Source organism: Streptomyces sp. NPDC104814, assembly GCF_055583185.1.
Genome location: NZ_JBVJOL010000001.1, coordinates 1,145,085 through 1,166,429, shown reverse-complemented (window position 1 = coordinate 1,166,429; position 21,345 = coordinate 1,145,085). Strand labels below are relative to the sequence as shown.

The following is a 21,345-nucleotide window of genomic DNA, read 5'->3' as shown; positions in this document are numbered from 1 at the left end:
ACTCTTGTGCGATTCGGCAGGAGCGTCTTGGCTGGGACGAGCGCGCCGCGCCCGGACCATCCCGGAGCCGGGCCGGCGGCATGGTGGACTCTCAGGAGGATCCCGACATGTCCGATTCGTCGTCTACCGCGGCGGGTGACTGTACGGAGCATCGCGAGCCCCGTACCCCTGTCACCGAGGCCGAGGTGGAGGCCCTGGTCAGGGGCATCTGCTTCAAGACCGGACCACCCCGCCGGCTCGGGGTGGAAGTGGAATGGCTCGTCCACGAGGAGCGCGACCCGCGACTCCGTGTGACACCCGACCGGCTCGACGCGGCCTACGCCGCACTGCGGAACGTACCCCTGGTTTCGGCCCTCACCGTCGAACCCGGCGGCCAGCTGGAGCTGAGCTCGCCGCCCGCCGCCTCCCTGATGGAGTGCGTCGGCACCGTCTCCGCCGATCTCGCCGCCGTCCGCGCGGTACTGCGCCGCGACGGCCTGGTCCTGGCCGGCATCGGCCACGACCCCTGGCACTCCCCGCGCCGGTATCTGCACGAACCCCGCTACGACGCCATGGAGACCTCACTGGACCGCGCCGGGCCGGGCGGGCGGCGCATGATGTGCTCCTCCGCCTCCGTGCAGGTCTGCGTGGACGCCGGACACGAGGAGCCCGGTCCGCTGGGCCACGGGCGCCGCTGGTGGCTGGCCCACACGCTCGGCGCCGTACTCGTCGCGGCCTTCGCCCACTCCCCGATGGCCGGGGACCGTCCCACCGGCTGGCGCTCCACCCGGCAACTGCGCTGGATGGAGATCGGGCCGGGCCGCGCGGGCGCCCCCGTCCAGGGCGGCGAACCGCGCGCCGCCTGGGCCCGGCACGTGCTGGACGCGCCCGTGATGTGCGTCCGGCGCGAGGACGGCCCGTGGGAGGTGCCCGACGGGCTCACCTTCCGTGAGTGGACCCGTTCCGGGGCGCACCGGCCGCCGACCCGTGCCGACCTCGACTACCACCTCACGACGCTGTTCCCGCCGGTGCGGCCGCGCGGCCATCTGGAGCTGCGGATGATCGACGCCCAGCCCGGCGACGACGGCTGGATCGTGCCGCTGGCGGTGACCGCCGCCCTGTTCGACGACCCGGAGGCCGCCGAGACCGCGTACCGCACGGTGAAACCGCTGGCGGAGCGGACGCTGGGGCTGCCCGCACCGCACAACCCGCTGTGGGCCGACGCGGCCCGTGACGGCCTCGGCGACCCGGAACTCGCGGAGGCGGCCGCCGACTGCTTCGCGGCGGCGCTGCAGGCACTGCCCCGCCTGGGCGCCACCACCGAGGTCACCGACGCCGTCGCCGCGTACCGGGACCGCCATGTGCTCAGGGGCCGCTGCCCCGCCGACGATCTGCTGGACGAACTGCACGGCGCGGACGCACGCGCCCACGGGAAGGACGACCTGCGATGACCGAGCCCGCGCCCGACGCCGACACGCTCCGCGAGCGCGCCCTCACCTCGCTCACCACCGCCCGCGAGCGCACCACCCTGCTCACCACCTGCGTGGAGGGGCCCGACCTCACCGCGCAGCACTCGCCGCTGATGTCCCCACTGGTCTGGGACCTCGCGCACATCGGCAACCAGGAGGAGCAGTGGCTGCTGCGCACGGTCGGCGGACAGGAGGCGATACGCCCCGAGATCGACCACCTCTACGACGCCTTCGAGCACCCGCGCGCCGAACGGCCCTCCCTGCCGCTGCTCCCGCCCGACGAGGCCCGCACATACGCCGCCCAGGTGCGCACCCGGGCCCTGGACGTGCTGGGGTCCGCCCGGCTGGACGGCACCCGGCTGACCGAGGCGGGCTTCGCCTTCGGGATGATCGCGCAGCATGAACAGCAGCACGACGAGACGATGCTGATCACCCATCAGCTGCGCACCGGACCGCAGGCGCTGACCGCCCCGGACCCCGACCCGGCTCCGCTGTTCACCGGTCCCGCCGAAGTCGTGGTGCCCGGAGGCCCGTTCACCATGGGCACCTCCGGTGAGCCGTGGGCGCTGGACAACGAACGGCCCGCGCACGTACGGGAGGTGGCACCGTTCGCGATCGACACCACCCCGGTGACGAACCGCGCCTACCAGGCGTTCATCGACGACGGCGGCTACGACGACCCCCGCTGGTGGGCCCGCGAGGGCTGGGACCACATCCGCCGCCACTCGATCCACGCACCGCTGTTCTGGCGCCGCGACGGCGGGCAGTGGCTGCGCCGCCGCTTCGGCGTCACGGAGGTCGTCCCGCCCGACGAGCCGGTGCTGCACGTGTGCTGGTACGAGGCCGACGCCTACGCCCGCTGGGCCGGGCGCCGGCTGCCGACGGAGGCGGAGTGGGAGAAGGCGGCCCGCTTCGACCCGGCGACCGGCGGCTCGATGCGCTACCCGTGGGGCGACGCCGACCCGGAGCCCGAGCACGCCAACCTCGGCCAGCGCCATCTGCGCCCGGCCCCGGCCGGCAGCTACCCCAAGGGCGAGTCCCCGCTCGGCGTACGGCAGTTGATCGGTGACGTCTGGGAGTGGACGGCGAGCGACTTCCTGCCGTACCCGGGCTTCACCGCGTTCCCGTACAAGGAGTACTCGGAGGTGTTCTTCGGCCCCGACCACAAGGTGCTGCGGGGCGGCTCGTTCGCGGTCGACCCGGTCGCCTGCCGCGGCACCTTCCGCAACTGGGACTACCCGATCCGGCGGCAGATCTTCTCCGGCTTCCGCACCGCCCGCTCGGTGGAGGCCGTCTGATGTGCCGTCATCTCGCCTGGGTGGGAGACGAGGAGCCCCTCGGACGGCTTCTGGTGGAGCCGGAGCACGGCCTGTACCGGCAGTCCTGGGCGCCCCGCCGGCAGCGGTACGGCACGGTCAACGCCGACGGTTTCGGGGTGGGCTGGTACGCAGAGGGCGACCCGGTGCCGGCGCGCTACCGCCGGGCCGGGCCGATCTGGGCCGACCAGTCCTTCGCCGACCTCGCCCGCGTGGTGCGCACCCGGGCGCTGCTGGCCGCCGTACGGGACGCGACGCTGGCCGGGGCCGACGCGGAGGCCGCCGCCGCGCCGTTCGCCTCGGGCCGCTGGCTGTTCAGCCACAACGGCGCGATCGCCGGCTGGCCGCGCTCCCTGGCCGCTCTCTCGCGCACCCTGCCCGCCGAGGACCTGCTGGCCCTGGAGTCCCGCACCGACTCGGCGCTGGTGTGGGCGCTGGTGCTGGCCCGGCTGCGGGCCGGTGACACGGCGGGCCAGGCCCTGGCCGACACGGTCGCCGAGGTGGCCCGGGCCGCGCCGGGATCCCGGCTCAACCTGCTGCTCACCGACGGCGACACGATCACCGCGACCGCCTGGGGCGACACCCTGTGGTACCTGGCCGAGCCGGGCCGCCGCACGGTCGTGGCCTCCGAGCCGTACGACGACGACCCGCTGTGGTGCGAGGTCGCCGACCGCACCCTGCTGACGGCGAGCCGCACCGAGGTGCTGCTCACCGAGCTCAAGGACCTCGATCAGGACGTACCCCCCAAGGAGCCCCGACCGTGAGCCCGTTCCGTATCACCCGCACCCTCCCGGAGGACGCGACGGACGCCGCCCTGCGCGCGGACGTCCTGGCCGGACTCGCGGCCACCCCGAAGACGCTGCCGCCGAAGTGGTTCTACGACGCCCACGGCAGCGATCTGTTCGAGCGGATCACCGCGCTGGACGAGTACTACCCGACGCGCGCCGAGCGCGAGATCCTGATCGACCGGTCCGGCGACATCGCCGCCGCCACCGGGGCCCGCACCCTGATCGAACTGGGCTCCGGCTCCTCGGAGAAGACCCGGTACCTGATCGACGCGCTGACCTCGCTGCGCACCTATGTGCCGGTCGACGTCAGCGAGAGCGCGCTCACCCAGGCCGGGCAGGCGCTCGCCGCCGAACGGCCGGAGTTGGAGGTGCACGCCCTGATCGCCGACTTCACCGGCGCGCTCGCCCTGCCGGACACACCGGGGCCGCGGCTGGTGGCGTTCCTCGGCGGCACGATCGGCAATCTGCTGCCGGCCGAGCGGCGCGCTTTCCTCGCCTCGGTGCGAGGGCTGCTCTCCCCCGGCGACGCGTTGCTGCTCGGCACGGACCTGGTGAAGGACGAACGGGTCCTGGTCCGCGCCTACGACGACGCGGCCGGGGTGACGGCGGCGTTCAACAAGAACGTCCTCACCGTGATCAACCGCGAGCTGGGCGCCGACTTCGACGCCGACGGCTTCGACCACGTCGCCCGGTGGGACGCGGAGCGCGAGTGGATCGAGATGCGGCTGCGCTCCCGTACCGCGCAAACGGTGAAGGTTCCCCCGCTCGGCCTCGCCGTCGACTTCGCGGCGGGCGAGGAGCTGCGCACGGAGGTCTCGGCGAAGTTCCGCAGGGAAGGGGTCGCGCAGGAACTCGCCGCGAGCGGCATGGAGTTGTCGCACTGGTGGACGGACCGGGAGGGACGGTTCGCGCTGTCGCTGGCCACGGTGCGCTGAGGGTTCCCCGCCCGAGGGGGGCCTCAGCCGAGACCCACCTTCAGTTCCTCGGTGATCCGGCGTGAGGCGCGCCGGGCCTCGGTGGCGGGGTCGGCCCCGGTCAGCACGGCGGTCATGTACCGCTTGATCGGGTTGTCGGCCTCGACCACCGCCCACTCGGGCGTGCTCGGGGTCGCCCGGCCGTGCGCGGCTCCGGCCGCCATGGCCGCGACCCCCTCCACCCCGTCCACGGCCGGGGCCAGCCTGGCCTTGTTGGGCACGTAGTTCATGGTCCGCGCGAGGTCGCTGTCCCACCGGGCGCCGGTGAGGGCCTCGACGACGGCGAGGGCGCCCTTGCGTTCGTCGGTGTTCTGCGGCACGACGAGGTCGGAGCCGCCGGTGAACACGGCCCCTGTACGGCCGGCGCTCTTGCCGGGGACGGGGAAAAAGCCGAGCTTGTCCTTGAGGGCGGGGTTCTGCTGCACGATGGACTGGGCGAGTCCGGGGACGGCCACGATCTGGGCCACCGTGCCGGACGCGAACACGCCTGCCTGCGGGGGGTGTTCCTCGTCGGCGCCGGCCGGCCCCTCGCCGAGGGCGTGCAGCCGCCGGTAGAAGTCCATGCCGCGCCGTGCGGCCGGGGTGTCGAGGGTGCCGCGCCAGCCGCCGTCGCCCTCCACGGCGAGTTCACCGCCCTCGTCCCAGATGAACCCGGCGAGGGTGTACCAGTCCTGACCGGCGAGGTAGATGCCCTGGTGGCCGCCGGAGTTCAGCTTCCGGGTGATCTCCAGCCACTCCTGGCGGGTCTTCGGCGGTGCGGTGACACCGGCCTCGGCGAAGAGGTCCTTGCGGTAGATGACGACGCGGTTGGCGGCGTACCAGGGGATGCCGAACTGCTGTCCGTCGCGCTGCCCCGGCTCGGCGAGTCCGGGCAGCCAGTCGTCCAGGCCCCAGTCGCGCATGGACTCCAGGGTCAGGTCGAGCAGTCCGCCCTTGTCGATGTACTGCGGGACCTGGGTGTTGCCGACCTCGATGACGTCGGGGCCGTCGCTGCCGTCGGCCTTCAGCGCGGCCTGCACCTTGGCGCCGATACCGGTCCACTGCTGGACGCGGATGTCGAGCGCGAGACCGGGGTGGGTGTGCTCGAAGTCGTCGGTGAACCGGCGCAGGAAGTCCGGTGAGGCGCTGTCCTTCATCAGCCAGACGGTGACCGTGCGGCGGGCCGCGCCGTCGTGCGGCAGGACACCGCAGGCGGTGAGCAGGCAGGCGGACGCGCAGGCGAGGGCGAGGAGACGGCGTGGCACGAGGGGGCTCCCGGGGTCCTGGCTGGAGGGCTTCAGGCTGCGGACAGACGAATGGGACCCGACGTGGGGGACGAGCGACTGACTCGAACGGGTGTGCCGGATTTTGGTATGGACCAATGCGAGGGGTCAAGGGTTTCCGCGAGTAAGGCCGAGCCGACCGCCTCGCGCCGAGCCGCACTCTGGGGCACGGTGGAGTGACGCGTGACACACATGTGCCCGCGCCCGCGAGAGGAGCACCCGCATGTCGAACCACACCTACCGGGTCACGGAGATCGTCGGCACCTCCCCCGACGGTGTCGACGCAGCGATCCGCAACGGCATCACGCGCGCGTCGCAGACCCTGCGCAATCTGGACTGGTTCGAGGTGACGCAGGTGCGCGGGCAGATCGAGGAGGGCTCGATCGCGCACTGGCAGGTGGGCCTGAAGGTGGGCTTCCGCCTGGAGGAGTCCGACTGACGCGCCCCCGGTCGGCTCAGGTGCGGCCCTCGCGCTCCTGCGCCACCTTCAGCTCGGTCGACGGCGTGGCCCAGCGGGCGCGCAGCACGGTGAAGCCCTCCCGCTCGGCGTCGTCGCACACCAGCTCGTCGTCGTCCACCAGGACCCGGACCTCACGGTTGCGGGCGAGCCGGCGCAGGGTCTGCAGCTTGGTGTGTCGGGCGGGCCGCCGGTCGTCGTCACGGCGCATGTACACGCGCCCTTCGGGCAGCCCGTGCCCGGCCAGCCACTCCAGGGTGTCGGCCCGGCACCGCTCGGGCCGACCGGTGAGGTAGACGACCTCGCACTCGCGCGCGCTCTCCACGGCCAGCGCGACACCCTCGGCGAGCGGCGGATCCTGCGGCGCGGCGGCGAAGAAGCCGTCCCAGTCCTTCGGCCGCCGCTCGAGGAACCGCTGCCGGTGCGCGGTGTCGGCGAGCGTGTTGTCGAGATCGAACACCGCGAGCGGACGACGGGACGCACGGGCAGCAGACGTGCGGGACGTAACAGTCACGCGGTCCACCCTAGCCCCGCCCCATGGATCATGCTTCTCCCATGCGAACCCCCGCCCGAACCCCCGCCCGAACCCCCGTCCGGACCCCCGTCCGAGCCCGCGTCCCCGCCCCCCGCCGGTCCTTCGTCGGTGCCGCCCGGCAGCGGCCCTGCACCCTCGTGGTGTGCCGGGGGTGCTGCTGCGGCAACGCCCGCAAGCACCCAGGCACCGATCACGACTGGCAGCTGCAGCGGTTGCGTGCCGCGGCCGAGGAGCACGGCTTCCAGGTCCGCACGACCGACTGTCTCGGCCCCTGCGACCAGGCGAACGTCATCGTCGTCCAGCCGTCGGCCGCGGGACGCCGGGCCGGCGGGCGGGCCGTGTGGGTGGGGTTCGCGATGGACGACGACTGCACGCAGGAGGTCATCGACTGGGCGGCCGCGGGCGGCCCCGGCGTGGCCGCGCCGCCGGTGACGCTGGAGTTGCAGGTCATCCGGCGGCCGGGGGCACGCGGGTAGGGCGCGTCAGTGGCGCGCGCCCGCCCGGTGACGCCGGTACAGGGCCGCGCCGCCCAGCAGCAGCGCCCCGCTCGCCAGAGCGGCCGGGAACATGCCGTCCGTCCCGGTCTCGGCCAGGGAGCTCACCGCGCCGACCTCCTCGACCGGGGTGCGCCCCAGCTCCGTGTCGTGGTGCGGGGCCGGCGGCTGCGCGTGCGTCGGGGGCACCGACCGGTCGATCGGCTGGTCCGGCGTCTGCGGCGTGCCGGGCTGCTGCGGCTTGGCACCGGAGGTGTTGGACGACTCGTTGCCGAACACCGGGTTGCCGATGCCGACCACGTCGGCCGTGTTGCCGCTGATGTTGACCGGGAGGTCGACCGGCAGCTGGACCCCGTTGCCGGAGATCACCCCGGGCGAGCCCTCGTTCGTCTGCCCCGCCGACGCGCCACCGCCCGTGCTCGACGAGCCGCCCTTGTCCGAGCCGTGCCCGCTCGAACCGCCCTTGTCGGAGCCGTGCCCGCCGGAGCCGCCCTTGTCGGAGCCGTGCCCGCCGGAGCCGCCCTTGTCGGAGCCGTGGGCGCCCGAGCCGCCCTTGTTCGCACAGGTGTTGCCGAACGCCGGATTGAGCAGGCCCACCACGTTCACGCTGTTCCCGCACACGTTGACCGGCACGGCCACCGGGAGCTGGATCCCGTTGCCCGAGCCGACACCGGGCGAACCGGCCAGGTTGCCGTCCGCCGTCGAGTCGGCGTGCGCCGCCGGGACCATGGCCATCGCACCGGACGCGGCGGCCACCGCGATCAGGGTGTTCCGGGTAACCCGCTTCATAGGTTCCCTGCCTTCCACAGATGAGAGAGATGCGGTCTTTCGCCCGCAACAGATGCAACGCCCATGAGCGGGAGGAGTTATGAAGAATCCACCGTTCGCGCGGCCGTGTCGGCGCGGCGGCACCCCGTGACGGCGGGAATCCCTCGCGCCCGCGGGCGTTGAACAGGGTGTGAGTGCTCTGATCGCCCGGACCCGTTTCTCCGTCCTCGACCGCTCCCGCACCCGGGAGGGACATCCCGTGGCAGAGGCGCTGCGCGACACCGTGCGCCTCGCGCGTGAGGTGGAGCGGCTCGGCTACCACCGCTTCTGGGTGGCGGAGCACCACGGTGTGCCCGGCGTGGCCGGTTCGGCGCCGACGGTGCTGGCCGCCGCGGTGGCCGGCGCCACCGAGCGGATCCGGGTCGGCACGGGCGGGGTGATGCTGCCCAACCACCAACCCCTGGTCGTCGCCGAGCAGTTCGGCGTGCTGGAGTCCCTCTTCCCGGGGCGAATCGACATGGGGCTCGGCCGGTCGGTCGGTTTCACCGACGGGGTGCGCAGGGCGCTGGGCCGCGACAAGGGCGACGCCGAGGACTTCGCGGCGCAGATCGGGGAACTTCTCGGCTGGTTCGGCGGCACCTCCCCGACCGGGGTGCACGCCCGGCCCGCCGAGGGGCTCACCGTGCCGCCGTTCGTACTGGCCATGGGCGAGGGCGCGCGGATCGCCGCCCGGCTCGGCCTGCCCCTGGTGATCGGTGACCTGCGCGGCCGGGAGAAGATGCGGCACGGCATCGAGGCCTACCGGGAGGCGTTCCGGCCCTCGCCGTGGGCGAGCGAGCCGTACGTGGTGATCTCCGGCACGATCGCGGTGGCCGGGACCGAGGAGGAGGCCCGGCGCCTGCTCCTGCCCGAGGCCTGGTCGATGGCGTACTCCCGCACGCACGGCACCTTTCCGCCACTGCCGCCCGCCGAGGCGGTTCGGACCCGGCCGATGACCGCGAAGGAGCGCGGCTTCTACGAGGCGGGGCTCGCCGGGCACATCGCCGGCACCGGGGAGCAGGTCGCCGCGGAGCTGGAGACGCTGCTGAAGGAGACGGACGCGCAGGAGGTGCTGGTCACCACCAGTACCTACGACCGTGCGGCGCTGCTGGACTCCTATCGCCGGCTGGCCACGCTGTTCGCATAGAATCGCGGGGTTTGTCCCCCCAGCGGTACGGAGTCCCGCCATGCACAGCCCCCACGACCCGTACGTCCGGGTGCGCGGCGCCCGTGAGCACAACCTCCGGGGCGTGGACGTCGACATCCCGCGCGACGCGGTGGCGGTGTTCACGGGCGTCTCGGGGTCGGGCAAGTCGTCGCTGGCGTTCGGCACGATCTACGCCGAGGCGCAGCGCCGGTACTTCGAGTCGGTGGCGCCGTACGCGCGGCGGCTGATCCACCAGGTGGGCGCGCCGAAGGTCGGCGAGATCACCGGGCTGCCGCCCGCGGTGTCGCTGGAGCAGCGGCGCTCGGCACCGACCTCGCGTTCCTCGGTGGGCACGGTGACGAACCTGTCCAACTCGCTGCGGATGCTGTTCTCCCGGGCCGGCACCTATCCGCCGGGCGCCGCGCGGCTGGACTCCGACGCGTTCTCGCCGAACACGGCGGCCGGCGCCTGCCCGGCCTGCCACGGCCTCGGCCGGGTGCACGACACCGGCGAGGAGTTGCTGGTCCCGGACCCCTCGCTGTCGATCCGGGAGGGCGCGATCGCCGCCTGGCCGGGCGCCTGGCAGGGCAAGAACCTGCGGGACATCCTCGACGCGCTCGGCTACGACGTGGACCGGCCCTGGCGGGAGCTGCCCGCCGAGCAGCGGCGGTGGATCCTGCTCACGGACGAGCAGCCCGTGGTGACGGTGCACCCGGTGCGGGACGCCGACCGTATCCAACGGCCGTACCAGGGCACGTACATGAGTGCCCGGCGGTATGTGCTCAAGACGTTCGCGGACTCCAGAAGCCAGACGCTGCGGGCGAAGGCGGAGCGCTTCCTGACCAGCGCGCCCTGCCCGGCCTGCGGGGGCAGCCGGCTGCGGCCGGAGGCGCTGGCGGTGACCTTCGCGGGCCGCACGATCGCCGAACTGGCGGCGCTGCCGCTGGCGGAGCTGGCGGACACCCTGACCGCCGACGGCGAGACGGCCCGCGTCCTCACCGAGGACCTGAAGTCCCGTATCGCGCCGGTCCTCGAACTGGGCCTGGGCTATCTCAGCCTGGACCGGGCCACCCCCACGCTCTCGGCGGGCGAGCTGCAGCGGCTGCGGCTGGCGACGCAGCTGCGCTCCGGGCTGTTCGGCGTGGTGTACGTCCTGGACGAGCCGTCGGCCGGGCTGCACCCGGCGGACACCGAGGCGCTGCTGACGGTGCTGGCGCGGCTGAAGCAGGCCGGGAACTCGGTGTTCGTGGTCGAGCACCACCTCGACGTGGTGCGCGGCGCCGACTGGCTGGTGGACGTCGGCCCGCGGGCCGGGGAGCACGGCGGGCGGGTCCTGCACAGCGGGCCGGTCGCCGGACTGGCGGGCGTGGCGGAGTCGGAGACGGCCCGCTTCCTCTTCGACGACTCCCCCGCGCCGGTGCGCGAAGTGCGCGCCGCACGGGGGCGGCTGGAGGTCGGGCCGGTCACCCGGCACAACCTGCGGGGGGTGACGGCCGTGTTCCCGCTGGGGGTCTTCACGGCCGTCACGGGCGTCTCGGGGTCCGGCAAGTCGACGCTGGTCGGTGAGATCACCGAGGACCTGCCGGGCGTGGGCCGCCTGGTCTCGGTGGACCAGAGGCCGATCGGCCGCACCCCGCGCTCCAACCTGGCGACGTACACGGGCCTGTTCGACGTCGTACGGAAGGTGTTCGCGGCGACGGACGAGGCGCGTGAGCGGGGTTACGGGGTGGGGCGGTTCTCCTTCAACGTGCCCGGCGGCCGGTGCGAGACCTGCCAGGGCGAGGGCTTCGTCAGCGTGGAGCTGCTGTTCCTGCCCAGCACCTACGCGCCGTGCCCGGACTGTGCGGGGGCCCGCTACAACCCCGAGACGCTCGAGGTGACGTACCGGGGACGGACGATCGCCGAGGTGCTGGATCTGACGGTGGAGGCGGCCGCGGAGTTCTTCGCGGACATCCCGGCCGCAGCGCGCAGCCTCGGCACGCTGCTCGACGTGGGTCTCGGCTACCTCCGGCTCGGCCAGCCGGCGACGGAGCTGTCCGGCGGTGAGGCGCAGCGGATCAAGCTGGCGAGCGAGCTGCAGCGCGGCCGCCGCGGCCACACCCTGTATCTGCTGGACGAGCCGACGACCGGTCTGCACCCGGCGGACGTGGAGGTGCTGATGCGCCAGCTGCACGGCCTGGTGGACGCCGGGCACACGGTGGTCGTCGTGGAGCACGACATGACCGTGGTCGCGGGCGCCGACTGGGTGATCGACCTGGGCCCGGGCGGCGGCGACGCGGGCGGCCGCATCGTGGCGGCGGGGCCCCCGAGGCAGGTGGCCCAGGAGGAGGGCAGCGCGACGGCGCCGTATCTGGCAAGGACACTGGGGCGCTAGTGCTGTGACCGGAAAGGTTTGCCGGAAAGCTCGCGGCGTCCGGTGCGGTGCATCGCAAGGCGGAGCATCGCCCGCGTACTGGATGTACTCGGGTGATGCGACAACGCGGCGAGGTGCCGTGCCGGGCGTCGCGAGCCGGTGAACCTTTCCGGTCGCAGCGCTAGGCCGCGTCCAGGGGCCGGAGGGCGGTGCGTCGGGGGGCGGGCACGGGTGTCGGGGCGGGGGCGGGCAGGTGCGCGCAGATGGGCGGCGCCGGTTCCGCGGCCCGTGCGAGGGCGCGGCGGTCCGGGTGCCGGTCCGGCGGGATCGGGGCGCGGACCTCGGCCTCGGCCACCAGATGGCGCGAGGACACCACCCGCCACACGCTGCTGAGCAGGGAGTCCTCGCCGACGAACGCGGGCGTGGTGGAGGACGAGCCCCCCGCTGCCCGGGAGCGCCGGTAGTAGCGCAGGCGCACCGGCTGCACGGGGACACCGGCGTCCAGCGCGGCCTGGAAGGCGGCATGGCGGAAGCGGCCCCGGGCGCGGCCGCACCAGGTGCTGCCCTCGGGGAAGACGGCGACGGCCTGCCCGGCGCGCAGCGCGTCGGCGATACGGGCGACCGTGCCGGGCAGGGCGCGCAGGCGGTCCCGGTCGATGAACAGGGCGCCGCCGCGCGCGGCCAGCGCCCCGGCGACGGGCCAGTGGCGTATCTCGGACTTGGCGAGCATGCGGGCCGGGCGGACGGCGGCCAGCAGCGGGATGTCCAGCCAGGAGATGTGGTTGGCGACCAGCAGCAGGCCGCCCGTGGGTGCGGCGGCGGTGCCGGTGATGCGGACCCGCACACCCGCCGCCCGCACGATCCACCGGCACCAGGCACGCACGGCCGGCGCGGGGATCCTCCCGGCGAGCGGGGACAGGGCGATCCCGGCGAGCAGCAGCGCGACCACTGCGGCCAGCCTGAGCACCGCGCGCGGTACGGCGGTGACGCGGGCGCTCGCCTCCACGCACGCCCCGGGAGTGCAGGGGGCGCTCGGCAGCCAGACGCTCATCAGGCCGGGACGAGGGAGAGGAAGTGCCGCAGATAGCGCGGGTCGACCCGGCGCATCGACAGCAGCACGTACAGGTCGGCGACCCCGAAGTCCGGGTCGTGGGCGGGTTCCCCGCACACCCAGGCGCCGAGCCGCAGATAGCCGCGCAGCAGTGCGGGCAGCTCGGCCCGGGAGGCCGGCGCGGCGGCGGTGCGCGGCGTCCACGGCAGCAGCGGCCGTACCCGGAACTCCTCCGGGGCGAGGTGCCCGGCGCGCACCCGGTCCCAGGTGGCGGCGGCGAGGGTGCCTCCGTCGGCGAGCGGCAGGGAGCAGCAGCCGGCCAGCCACTCGTGACCGTGGTCGACCATGTAGCGGGCGATGCCGGCCCAGATGAGGCCGATGACGGCGCCGTCGCGGTGGTCGGGGTGGACGCAGGAGCGGCCGACCTCGACCAGGCCGGGGCGGATCGCGTCGAGCGCGGCGAGGTCGAACTCGCCCTCGGAGTAGAGCCGTCCGGCGACGGCGGCCCGCTCGGGCGGCAGCAGCCGGTAGGTGCCGACGACCTGCCCGGTGATCTCCTCGCGCACCAGCAGGTGGTCGCAGTACGCGTCGAAGGCGTCGATGTCGTACCCGGGCTGCGGGGTGGTGAGCAGGGCGCCCATCTCCCCGGCGAAGACGTCGTGCCGCAGCCGCTGGGCGGCCCGCACCTCGGCCTCGTCCCGGGCGAGGGAGACGGTGTAGCGGGTGGGCGCGGCGGGCCGCGGCGGACGGTCGAGCGTGGAAACACCGGTCATGGCTGACTCCTGGTACGGCCGTGAAGGGGACGAAAGGCGGTACCCCTCGTTTCTTCCGACGCCGGTTGGCGCGGACGTGACCGGAGCCGGGAGCGAGGATGTGGAGCTGTTGAATGGCAGGCACCGAAGCGAGACGGGACCGGGGAGAGCACCATCCCCCGGTCCCGCCCGTTCGCGCCCGACGGCGAACGTCTGTCAGCGCCTGGCGACCTTGCGGGTCGCGCGCAGCCACTCCTTGTTCATGTGGGTGATGGAGGTGAGAGGAATGCCCTTCGGGCAGGCGGTGGCGCATTCACCGGCCAGGGTGCAGCCACCGAAGCCCTCGGAGTCCATCTGGGTCACCATGTCCAGCACACGGGTCTCGCGCTCGGGCGAGCCCTGCGGGAGGACCCCCAGGTGGTTGACCTTCGCGGAGGTGAAGAGCATCGCCGCGCCGTTGGGGCAGGCGGCCACGCAGGCGCCGCAGCCGATGCACTCGGCGTGCTCGAAGGCGTAGTCCGCGTCGGCCTTCGGCACGGGGGTCGCGTGGGCCTCCGGCGCGGAGCCGGTCGGGGCGGTGATGTAGCCGCCGGCCTGGATGATCCGGTCGAAGGCCGAGCGGTCGACGACCAGGTCCTTCACGACCGGGAAGGCCGCCGCCCGCCACGGCTCGATGTCGATCGTGTCGCCGTCCCGGAAGGACCGCATGTGCAGCTGGCAGGTGGTGGTGCGCTCCGGGCCGTGCGCGTCGCCGTTGATGACGAGGGAGCACGCGCCGCAGATGCCCTCGCGGCAGTCGTGGTCGAAGGCGACCGGGTCCTCGCCGGCCAGGATGAGCTGTTCGTTGAGGACGTCCAGCATCTCCAGGAAGGACATGTCGGGCGAGATGCCGTCCACCTCGTAGGTGGACATGGTGCCGTCGGCGTCGGCGTTCTTCTGCCGCCAGACGCGCAGGGTGAGCTTCATGCGTAGCTCCGCTGGGTGGGGTGGACGTACTCGAAGACGAGGTCTTCCTTGTGCAGGGCGGGGGCCGCGCCGGTGCCGGTGAACTCCCAGGCCGCCGCGTAGCCGAACTCGTCGTCCCGGCGGGCGGCCTCGCCGTCGGGCGTCTGGGACTCCTCGCGGAAGTGACCGCCGCAGGACTCTGCGCGGTGCAGCGCGTCGAGGCACATCAGCTCGGCCAGCTCCAGGTAGTCGACGATGCGGTTCGCCTTCTCCAGGGACTGGTTGAACTCCTCGCCGGTGCCGGGCACCTTGATGCGGCGCCAGAACTCCTCGCGGATCTGCGGGATGCGGTCGAGCGCCTTGCGCAGGCCCCCGTCGGTGCGGGCCATGCCGCAGAACTCCCACATCAGTTCGCCGAGTTCGCGGTGGAAGGAGTCCGGGGTGCGGTCGCCGTCGACGGACAGCAGCAGGTTGAGCCGGTCCTCGGTCTCGGCCAGGACCTCCTGGACCACCGGGTGGTCGTCGGTGACCGTGTCCCCCAGCGGGTTGCGCGCCAGGTAGTCGTTGATCGTCGCCGGGAGGACGAAGTAGCCGTCGGCCAGGCCCTGCATCAGCGCGGACGCGCCGAGCCGGTTGGCGCCGTGGTCGGAGAAGTTCGCCTCGCCGATCGCGAACAGGCCGGGCACGGTGGTCTGCAGGTCGTAGTCGACCCACAGGCCGCCCATCGTGTAGTGCACGGCCGGGTAGATCCGCATCGGCACCTCGTACGGATCCTCGTCGGTGATCCGCTGGTACATGTCGAAGAGGTTGCCGTACTTCGCCTCGACGGCCCCCCGGCCCATGCGCTGGATCGCGTCGGCGAAGTCCAGGTACACGCCTTGGCCGCCGGGTCCGACACCACGGCCCTCGTCGCAGACGTTCTTCGCCGCGCGGGAGGCGATGTCACGCGGGACGAGGTTGCCGAAGGACGGGTAGATGCGCTCCAGGTAGTAGTCGCGCTCGTCCTCCGGGATCCGGTTCGGCGGTCGGGTGTCGCCCTTCGCCTTGGGCACCCAGATCCGGCCGTCGTTGCGCAGCGACTCGCTCATCAGCGTCAGCTTCGACTGGTGGTCGCCGGTGCGCGGGATACAGGTGGGGTGGATCTGTGTGAAGCAGGGGTTGGCGAAGTACGCGCCGCGCCGGTGCGCCCGCCAGATCGCGGTCGCGTTGGAGTTCATCGCGTTCGTCGACAGGTAGAAGACGTTGCCGTAACCGCCGGACGCGAGAACGACCGCGTCGGCGAAGTACGTCGAGATCTTCCCGGTGATCAGGTCGCGGGCGACGATGCCGCGGGCCCGGCCGTCGACGACGATCAGGTCGAGCATCTCGGTGCGCGCGTGCATCTCCACGTTGCCCGCGGCGATCTGCCGGCTCAGGGCCTGGTAGGCGCCGAGCAGCAGTTGCTGGCCCGTCTGGCCCCGGGCGTAGAAGGTGCGGGAGACCTGGACGCCGCCGAAGGAACGGGTGTCGAGCAGGCCGCCGTACTCGCGGGCGAAGGGAACGCCCTGGGCCACGCACTGGTCGATGATCTCCACCGAGATCTGCGCCAGACGGTGCACGTTGGACTCGCGGGCGCGGAAGTCGCCGCCCTTGACGGTGTCGTAGAACAGGCGGTGCACGGAGTCGCCGTCGTTGCGGTAGTTCTTCGCCGCGTTGATGCCGCCCTGCGCGGCGATGGAGTGGGCGCGGCGCGGGGAGTCCTGGTAGCAGAACTGGACGACGTGGTAGCCCTGTTCGGCGAGGGTGGCGCCCGCGGAGCCGCCCGCGAGTCCGGTGCCGACGACGATCACCGTGTGCTTGCGCCGGTTGGCGGGGTTGACGAGCTTCGCCTCGAAGCGGCGCGTGTCCCAGCGCTCGTTGATCGGGCCGGCGGGGGCCTTGGTGTCGGCGATCGGCTCGCCGAGCGTGTAGTCGACGTAGGAGGTCATGTCAGCTCACCACTCCGGTCATGACGCCCACGGGGACGGCGACGAAGCCGGCCGTGAGCAGCAGCGCGAGGATGTTCGCGACGGTCTTCAGGGCCCTGTTGCGGGTGCGGCTGCCGGCGCCGAGGGTCTGGGCGGCGCTGAAGAAGCCGTGCCGGATGTGCAGGCCGAGGGCGAGCATCGCGACGATGTAGATCACGTTGCCGTACCAGGTGGAGAAGGTGTCCACGACGTTCTGGTACGGGTGGCCCTCCTGGAAGCCGCCGGAGTGCACGGTGCCGGTGGTCAGGTCCAGGATGTGCCAGACGATGAACAGGCCGAGGATGATCCCGCCCCAGCGCATGGTGCGCGTCGCGTAGCTCGCCCGCGGCTTGGCGTGCACGTACTTGCTGGGCCGCGCCTTGATGTCGCGGCGGCTGAGCTGGTACGCGGACACAGCGTGCGCGACGACCGCGACGACCAGGACGACGCGGACCAGCCACAGCGTCCACTCGTAGTGCATGAAGGGTTCGCCGACGGTGCGCAGCCAGTGCGCGTAGTGGTTGAACTCCCCCGCGCCGAAGAAGATCTTCAGATTGCCGATCACATGGGCGACCAGGTACAGCAGCATGATCACGCCGCTGACGGCCATGACCGTCTTCTTGCCGACGGTGGAGTCCCACACGGTGCGTGCGATGGACGGCCGTCGGTCCGTCCGCGTTGCCAGAGCCATGTCTCAGCACGCTAGGGGCTGGGAGTGCGATCGGTCCAAGACATGGTGCGGCTTGAATCGATAGGTAGAGCCTATGCTGGCTGGATGCAGTTCCAGCAGCTCCAGTACTTCGTCGCGGTCGCCGAGACCCGCCACTTCACGCGGGCCGCGGAGCTGGTGCACGTCGCCCAGCCGTCGCTGTCCCAGCAGATCAAGGCGCTGGAGCGGGAGCTGGGCGCCGATCTGTTCCAGCGGGCGCGCGGCAACATCACCCTGACCGACGCCGGGGAGGCGCTGCTGCCGCTCGCGCGACGGATCCTGGCCGACGCCGACACCGCGCGCCACGAGGTGCAGGAGCTGGCGCAGCTGCGGCGGGGCCGGGTGCGGCTCGGCGCCACGCCCAGCCTGTGCACGGGCCTGCTGCCGGACGTGCTGCGCGCCTTCCACGACCGCTACCCCGGCATCCAGCTGCTGATCGAGGAGAGCGGCTCGCACGACCTGGTGCGGGAGCTGGCCCGCGGCGCGCTGGACCTGGCGCTGGTGGTGCTGCCCCTGCCGACGCCGTCGCCGGCGCTGACCACGGTGGAGCTGCTGCGCGAGGACCTGGTCGTGGTGTCCTCACCGGAGGCGCCGAAGCCGGGCGGCGGGCGGCGGGCGGTGCACATCGCCGATCTGGAGGGCGAGCGGCTGGTGATGTTCCGGCACGGGTACGACCTGCGGGAGCTGACGGTCGCGGCGTGCCGCTCCGCCGGTTTCGAGCCGGACTTCGCGGTGGAGGGCGGCGAGATGGACGCGGTGCTGGGGTTCGTGCGGGCGGGGCTGGGCGTGGCGGTCGTGCCGCGGATGGTGGCGGCGCGGTCGGGGCGGGGCCTGCGGGTCACTCCGCTGGTGCGGCCGGGGTTGCACCGGACGATCGCGTTGGCACACCGCAGCGATGTGGCTCCGCCTCGGGCCGCGAGGGAGCTGCAGCGGATGCTACTGGAGCGGTGAGGGTGGGTGCGGTGCGCTGGGACGCCGTCGTGCCTTGCCCCCTGTTCGGCGCCCGCGGGTTCATCGTGGTTGCTCGCGCAGTTCCCCGCGCCCCTGGCGGTCGGCACTGCGCGCCGCCGCCCGTATCGCCTCCAGCCGGCGGGTGCCGCCTGGGTGCGCCCCGCCTGTTTCGGAGGCGGGGCGCATGAGGGAGGCGCGGTCCGGTCGCCGTGTTCGCGCGGACGTCATCCCGTTGCGTCGGCCATGGCCAGTTCGTGCAGGCGCTCCGGGGGGCCGGGGCGGGCGTAGTACCAGCCCTGGGCCGTGTCGCAGCCCAGTATCCGCAGCTGTTCGGCCTGGGCGCCGGTCTCCACGCCCTCGACGGTGACCGCCAGGTCGAGGCTGTGGGCGAGCGAGACGATGCCCTCGACGATCTTCAGGTCCACGGGGTCCGCCGGGAACTGCTGCATGCCCTGCGTGAACGAGCGGTCCAGTTTCAGCACGGACACCGGCAGCCGGCGCAGGTTCGCCAGGTTCGAGTAGCCCGTGCCGAAGTCGTCCAGGGCGATGTCCACGCCCATCTCGGCCAGCCGGCGCAGCGGTTTGAGCAGGTCGTCGTCGGCGCCGATCAGGGCCGACTCGGTCACCTCCAGGCACAGCGCGTCCGGTGCGACGCCCGCGCGCTCCAGGATGTCCACGGTGTCCTGCACCAGGCCGGGATGGGTGAGCTGGCACGGCGAGAGATTGACGTTGATGCGCAGCGGCCCCGCCCCGGCCTCGCGTTCGCGCCACTGGCGTGCCTGGCGCACCGCCTGGTCCAGTACCCAGCGGCCGAGCGGCACGATGAGCCCCGTGTGCTCGGCGAGCGGGATGAACCGGTCGGGACCGAGCACCCCGTGCTGCGGGTGCAGCCAGCGCACCAGCGCCTCCGCCCCGCGCACACTGCCGTCGCCGAGGTGCACCAGCGGCTGGTACTCGATGAAGAACTCGCCGCGCTCCAGGGCCGCCGGCAGCGCCGTGGTCAGCCCGTGCCGGGTGATGGCACGGGCGTCGGCCTCCGGGTCGGCGAGTTCGAACCGGTTGCCGCCGGCCGATTTCGCCCGGTACATGGTGATATCGGCGCTTCGCAGCACCTCGGCCGCGCTGCGCTCCCCGGCGGCGCCCTCGACGATGCCGATGCTGCCGCGCACGGTCAGCTCACGGCCGTCGATGCGGACGGGGGCGAGCAGGGCGTTCATGATGCGCGCGGCGAGTTCGTCGGCCTCGCGGCGGCTGTCGGGGTGGGTGGTCAGCGCGACGAACTCGTCGCCGCCGAGCCGGGCCACCATCTCGCCGGGCGCGGTCGCGCAGGACTGCAGCCGGTCGGCGACCTCGACGAGCAGCCGGTCGCCGGCCGCATGGCCGAGGCTGTCGTTGATGGTCTTGAAGCCGTCCAGGTCGAGGTAGCACAGCCCGAAACGCTGTCCCCCGTCCCGGGCCAGGACCTTCTCCAGCCGCTCGAAGAACAGGGTGCGGTTGGGCAGGCCGGTCAGCGCGTCGTGCGTGGCCTCGTAGCGCAGTCGCAGGTTGAGCAGGCGGCGCTCGGTGGTGTCCTCCATCAGCGCCAGCTGGTACTGCGGTTCGCCGTCGGCGTCACGCAGCAGGGAGACCGTCAGATTGGTCCACAGGACCGTTCCGTCGGGGCGGTAGAACGCCTTCTCCACGTGGTAGTGCTCGCGTTCGCCGCGCACCAGCTCGTCGTACAGACGCCAGACCTGCGGGGCGTCCTCGGCGTGCGTCCAGTCTTTGACGTTGCGGCCGCGCACCGCCTGCTCACTGCCGCCGAACATGCGCACCAGCGCGCCGTTGACCTGCAGTATGGTGCCCTCGAGGTCGGCGATGCCGATCCCTATGGCCGCGCCCTCGAACACCGCGCGGAACCGGGCCTCGCTGGCGTGCAGCGCCTGCGCCACCACACCCTGCGCCCGCAACGCCGCCTGCGCGATGGCCTCCTGCTCGCCCAGGGTGCGCTCCCGCAGCGCCCGCGCGTAACCGGCGGCCATGGCGTGCTGGAGCCGGGAGCAGCGGGTGCGCAGCTCCTGCGGGTCGCCGTCGCCACCGCAGTAGAGCACGAGGTAGGCGTCCACGCAGTCCAGGGTGCGGCTGAGCGCCTCCGGGTCGGTGCAGTGCGCGGCGACCAGCGCGGCGCCGACGGCCCGGCCCTCCTCCGTGACCGTGGCCGGCGTGTGCAGGGCCTCGCTCAGCCGCCGGGCCAGCGGCAGCAGGTGCGCCTCGAACTCCGGCCGGGTCGCCGATGTGGAGGTGAGCGGGAACACCGCCCGGGTCCAGATCGTGGCGAACCGGCGCAGTCTGTCCTCCGGCCCGTCCGGCTCCGCGATCACGCCGTACGCCCCACGCCCGCGAACCCGGAGAAGGCGAACGGATCCTCGTCCTCCGGCGCCGTCTCGGGCCGCCACAACGGCATCGGCACCAGTCCCGGCTCCACCATCTCGTACCCCTCGAAGAACCGCGCGATCTCGTCAGGCGAGCGCATGACCAGCGGGTTGCGAATGTCGTCGTACACGTCCACCACGCCCCCCGCCCGCTGTGGAGGCACCGGGATTCCCTCGTACGAGGCATGCGTGAGCACCAGCAGGCTGCCGGGCGCGAGCGCGTCGCGCAGCTCGGCCACCGCCGCGTACGGGTCGTCCTCGTCCTCCACGAAGTGCAGTATGGCAACCAGGAGCAGCGCCACCGGCCGGTTCAGGTCGATCAGCCGCTGCACCGGCTCACTGGCCAGGATCTCGTGGGGCTTGAGCAGATCCGCCGCGACGACGTCGGAGTCCTCGTCGCCCGCCAGGACGGCCTGGCTGTGCGCGACCGCCACCGGGTCGTGGTCGACGTAGACGACGCGCGCTCCGGGGCGGGCGGCCCGGGCGACCTCGTGGACGTTGCCGAAGGTGGGGATGCCGGAGCCGATGTCGAGGAACTGCGTGATGCCCTCGTCGGCCGCGAAGCGCACGGCCCGGCGCATGAACGCCCGGTTCGCCTGCATGATCTTGGGCAGCCCCGGCAGGAACTCCATGGCCCTGCGGGCGGCTTCCCGGTCCACCTCGAAGTTGTGCGAACCGCCCAGGTAGTAGTCGTAGATGCGCGAGACGCTCGGCACCGAGATGTCGATGCTTCGGGGAGCCCAAGCGGGACGCTCCATCCATCTCTCCAAGGCGTAGGCGATCCGGTGTTCGAGCAGAGGCTACTGATCGTCGGGTCAAGTAGCGAGGGGAACCGGAAATTGACCGTCCGTTCCCGGTCACTGCCTGCGGCACGTGCGCGTGCGGCGCCGCGTCACGTTACTACCGCATGTGTCCGGGGTGCTGCGCAGGGTACAGGGTGCCGCACGCAGCGGACCGCCC

19 protein-coding genes are annotated in these 21,345 nt (G+C 72.9%); 9 read left to right on the top strand and 10 right to left on the bottom strand.

Features of this window, described 5'->3' with window-relative positions; all coding sequences use genetic code 11:
* Positions 1 to 107: 107 nt before the first annotated feature.
* Genes egtA through egtD form a run of 4 tightly spaced genes read left to right on the top strand, consistent with a single transcriptional unit; the run spans position 108 to position 4,487 of the window.
* Entirely contained in the window at positions 108 to 1,430 is a 1,323-nt protein-coding gene (egtA, locus tag ACZ64A_RS04855) for an ergothioneine biosynthesis glutamate--cysteine ligase EgtA (RefSeq protein WP_469808233.1), read from the top strand.
* Positions 1,427 to 2,746, top strand: coding sequence for an ergothioneine biosynthesis protein EgtB (gene egtB, locus ACZ64A_RS04850; RefSeq protein ID WP_469808232.1), 1,320 nt, complete (start codon positions 1,427 to 1,429; stop codon positions 2,744 to 2,746). The genes egtA and egtB overlap by 4 nt, the downstream gene beginning before the upstream one ends.
* Positions 2,746 to 3,528, top strand: coding sequence for an ergothioneine biosynthesis protein EgtC (egtC, locus tag ACZ64A_RS04845; RefSeq protein ID WP_469808231.1), 783 nt, complete (start codon positions 2,746 to 2,748; stop codon positions 3,526 to 3,528). The genes egtB and egtC overlap by 1 nt, the downstream gene beginning before the upstream one ends.
* Positions 3,525 to 4,487 (top strand): L-histidine N(alpha)-methyltransferase, encoded by a 963-nt coding sequence (gene egtD, locus ACZ64A_RS04840; protein ID WP_469808230.1) that lies wholly within the window; start codon positions 3,525 to 3,527, stop codon positions 4,485 to 4,487. The genes egtC and egtD overlap by 4 nt, the downstream gene beginning before the upstream one ends.
* A 23-nt stretch (positions 4,488 to 4,510) precedes the next feature.
* Here egtD and ACZ64A_RS04835 read toward each other — a convergent pair whose 3' ends face one another.
* Positions 4,511 to 5,770 (bottom strand): extracellular solute-binding protein, encoded by a 1,260-nt coding sequence (locus tag ACZ64A_RS04835; protein ID WP_469808229.1) that lies wholly within the window; start codon positions 5,768 to 5,770, stop codon positions 4,511 to 4,513.
* A 241-nt stretch (positions 5,771 to 6,011) separates the two neighbouring features.
* Between ACZ64A_RS04835 and ACZ64A_RS04830 the strand changes: the two genes are divergently transcribed.
* On the top strand, positions 6,012 to 6,227 hold the full coding sequence (locus tag ACZ64A_RS04830; RefSeq protein WP_469808228.1) for a dodecin: 216 nt from the start codon (positions 6,012 to 6,014) through the stop codon (positions 6,225 to 6,227).
* A gap of 16 nt (positions 6,228 to 6,243) precedes the next feature.
* Here ACZ64A_RS04830 and ACZ64A_RS04825 read toward each other — a convergent pair whose 3' ends face one another.
* A complete protein-coding gene (locus tag ACZ64A_RS04825) occupies positions 6,244 to 6,759 on the bottom strand; it encodes a phosphatase domain-containing protein (RefSeq protein ID WP_469808227.1) in 516 nt (171 codons plus the stop codon).
* Between the two features lie 41 nt (positions 6,760 to 6,800).
* Between ACZ64A_RS04825 and ACZ64A_RS04820 the strand changes: the two genes are divergently transcribed.
* Positions 6,801 to 7,256: a (2Fe-2S) ferredoxin domain-containing protein gene (locus ACZ64A_RS04820; protein ID WP_469808226.1), complete on the top strand. Its 456-nt coding sequence runs from the start codon at positions 6,801 to 6,803 to the stop codon at positions 7,254 to 7,256.
* Positions 7,257 to 7,262: 6 nt separating this feature from the next.
* Here the strand turns inward: ACZ64A_RS04820 and ACZ64A_RS04815 are convergent, their stop codons facing one another.
* Positions 7,263 to 8,063 carry a chaplin gene (locus tag ACZ64A_RS04815; protein ID WP_469808225.1) on the bottom strand — a complete coding sequence of 267 codons (801 nt, stop codon included), beginning with the start codon at positions 8,061 to 8,063 and terminating at the stop codon, positions 7,263 to 7,265.
* Positions 8,064 to 8,232: 169 nt separating this feature from the next.
* Between ACZ64A_RS04815 and ACZ64A_RS04810 the strand changes: the two genes are divergently transcribed.
* On the top strand, positions 8,233 to 9,228 hold the full coding sequence (locus tag ACZ64A_RS04810) for an LLM class flavin-dependent oxidoreductase (RefSeq protein WP_469808224.1): 996 nt from the start codon (positions 8,233 to 8,235) through the stop codon (positions 9,226 to 9,228).
* 40 nt (positions 9,229 to 9,268) lie between these two features.
* Entirely contained in the window at positions 9,269 to 11,602 is a 2,334-nt protein-coding gene (locus ACZ64A_RS04805) for an ATP-binding cassette domain-containing protein (protein WP_469808223.1), read from the top strand.
* A gap of 160 nt (positions 11,603 to 11,762) precedes the next feature.
* On the opposite strand, the gene ACZ64A_RS04800 is transcribed toward ACZ64A_RS04805, so the two are convergent.
* The 5 genes from ACZ64A_RS04800 to ACZ64A_RS04780 all read right to left on the bottom strand — a co-directional run bounded on the left by ACZ64A_RS04800 (position 11,763) and on the right by ACZ64A_RS04780 (position 16,969).
* On the bottom strand, positions 11,763 to 12,632 hold the full coding sequence (locus ACZ64A_RS04800; protein WP_469808221.1) for a lysophospholipid acyltransferase family protein: 870 nt from the start codon (positions 12,630 to 12,632) through the stop codon (positions 11,763 to 11,765).
* Entirely contained in the window at positions 12,632 to 13,405 is a 774-nt protein-coding gene (locus ACZ64A_RS04795; RefSeq protein ID WP_469808220.1) for a GNAT family N-acetyltransferase, read from the bottom strand. Before ACZ64A_RS04795 ends, ACZ64A_RS04800 begins: the two co-directional genes overlap by 1 nt.
* 195 nt (positions 13,406 to 13,600) lie before the next feature.
* A complete protein-coding gene (locus tag ACZ64A_RS04790) occupies positions 13,601 to 14,350 on the bottom strand; it encodes a succinate dehydrogenase/fumarate reductase iron-sulfur subunit (RefSeq protein ID WP_469808219.1) in 750 nt (249 codons plus the stop codon).
* On the bottom strand, positions 14,347 to 16,296 hold the full coding sequence (locus ACZ64A_RS04785) for a fumarate reductase/succinate dehydrogenase flavoprotein subunit (RefSeq protein ID WP_469808218.1): 1,950 nt from the start codon (positions 16,294 to 16,296) through the stop codon (positions 14,347 to 14,349). Before ACZ64A_RS04785 ends, ACZ64A_RS04790 begins: the two co-directional genes overlap by 4 nt.
* 1 nt (position 16,297) lies before the next feature.
* Positions 16,298 to 16,969, bottom strand: a complete 672-nt coding sequence (locus ACZ64A_RS04780; RefSeq protein ID WP_469809059.1) for a succinate dehydrogenase — start codon at positions 16,967 to 16,969, stop codon at positions 16,298 to 16,300.
* 120 nt (positions 16,970 to 17,089) lie between these two features.
* Between ACZ64A_RS04780 and ACZ64A_RS04775 the strand changes: the two genes are divergently transcribed.
* Positions 17,090 to 17,974: a LysR family transcriptional regulator gene (locus tag ACZ64A_RS04775; protein WP_469808217.1), complete on the top strand. Its 885-nt coding sequence runs from the start codon at positions 17,090 to 17,092 to the stop codon at positions 17,972 to 17,974.
* A gap of 224 nt (positions 17,975 to 18,198) precedes the next feature.
* Here ACZ64A_RS04775 and ACZ64A_RS04770 read toward each other — a convergent pair whose 3' ends face one another.
* Both ACZ64A_RS04770 and ACZ64A_RS04765 read right to left on the bottom strand, forming a co-directional pair.
* On the bottom strand, positions 18,199 to 20,334 hold the full coding sequence (locus ACZ64A_RS04770) for a putative bifunctional diguanylate cyclase/phosphodiesterase (RefSeq protein WP_469808216.1): 2,136 nt from the start codon (positions 20,332 to 20,334) through the stop codon (positions 18,199 to 18,201).
* A complete protein-coding gene (locus ACZ64A_RS04765) occupies positions 20,331 to 21,143 on the bottom strand; it encodes an SAM-dependent methyltransferase (RefSeq protein ID WP_469808215.1) in 813 nt (270 codons plus the stop codon). The genes ACZ64A_RS04770 and ACZ64A_RS04765 overlap by 4 nt, the downstream gene beginning before the upstream one ends.
* Positions 21,144 to 21,345 lie beyond the last annotated feature (202 nt).

What these genes read in the sequence shown, in the direction of transcription:
- ACZ64A_RS04775 (WP_469808217.1), top strand. Translation starts at nt 17,090, where the DNA reads ATGCAGTTCCAGCAGCTCCAGTACTTCGTCGCGGTCGCCGAGACCCGC.
- ACZ64A_RS04795 (WP_469808220.1), bottom strand. Translation starts at nt 13,405, where the DNA reads ATGACCGGTGTTTCCACGCTCGACCGTCCGCCGCGGCCCGCCGCGCCC.
- ACZ64A_RS04765 (WP_469808215.1), bottom strand. Translation starts at nt 21,143, where the DNA reads ATGGAGCGTCCCGCTTGGGCTCCCCGAAGCATCGACATCTCGGTGCCG.
- ACZ64A_RS04785 (WP_469808218.1), bottom strand. Translation starts at nt 16,296, where the DNA reads ATGACCTCCTACGTCGACTACACGCTCGGCGAGCCGATCGCCGACACC.
- ACZ64A_RS04820 (WP_469808226.1), top strand. Translation starts at nt 6,801, where the DNA reads ATGCGAACCCCCGCCCGAACCCCCGCCCGAACCCCCGTCCGGACCCCC.
- ACZ64A_RS04805 (WP_469808223.1), top strand. Translation starts at nt 9,269, where the DNA reads ATGCACAGCCCCCACGACCCGTACGTCCGGGTGCGCGGCGCCCGTGAG.
- ACZ64A_RS04800 (WP_469808221.1), bottom strand. Translation starts at nt 12,632, where the DNA reads ATGAGCGTCTGGCTGCCGAGCGCCCCCTGCACTCCCGGGGCGTGCGTG.
- ACZ64A_RS04790 (WP_469808219.1), bottom strand. Translation starts at nt 14,350, where the DNA reads ATGAAGCTCACCCTGCGCGTCTGGCGGCAGAAGAACGCCGACGCCGAC.
- ACZ64A_RS04815 (WP_469808225.1), bottom strand. Translation starts at nt 8,063, where the DNA reads ATGAAGCGGGTTACCCGGAACACCCTGATCGCGGTGGCCGCCGCGTCC.
- egtA (WP_469808233.1), top strand. Translation starts at nt 108, where the DNA reads ATGTCCGATTCGTCGTCTACCGCGGCGGGTGACTGTACGGAGCATCGC.
- egtC (WP_469808231.1), top strand. Translation starts at nt 2,746, where the DNA reads ATGTGCCGTCATCTCGCCTGGGTGGGAGACGAGGAGCCCCTCGGACGG.
- ACZ64A_RS04830 (WP_469808228.1), top strand. Translation starts at nt 6,012, where the DNA reads ATGTCGAACCACACCTACCGGGTCACGGAGATCGTCGGCACCTCCCCC.
- egtB (WP_469808232.1), top strand. Translation starts at nt 1,427, where the DNA reads ATGACCGAGCCCGCGCCCGACGCCGACACGCTCCGCGAGCGCGCCCTC.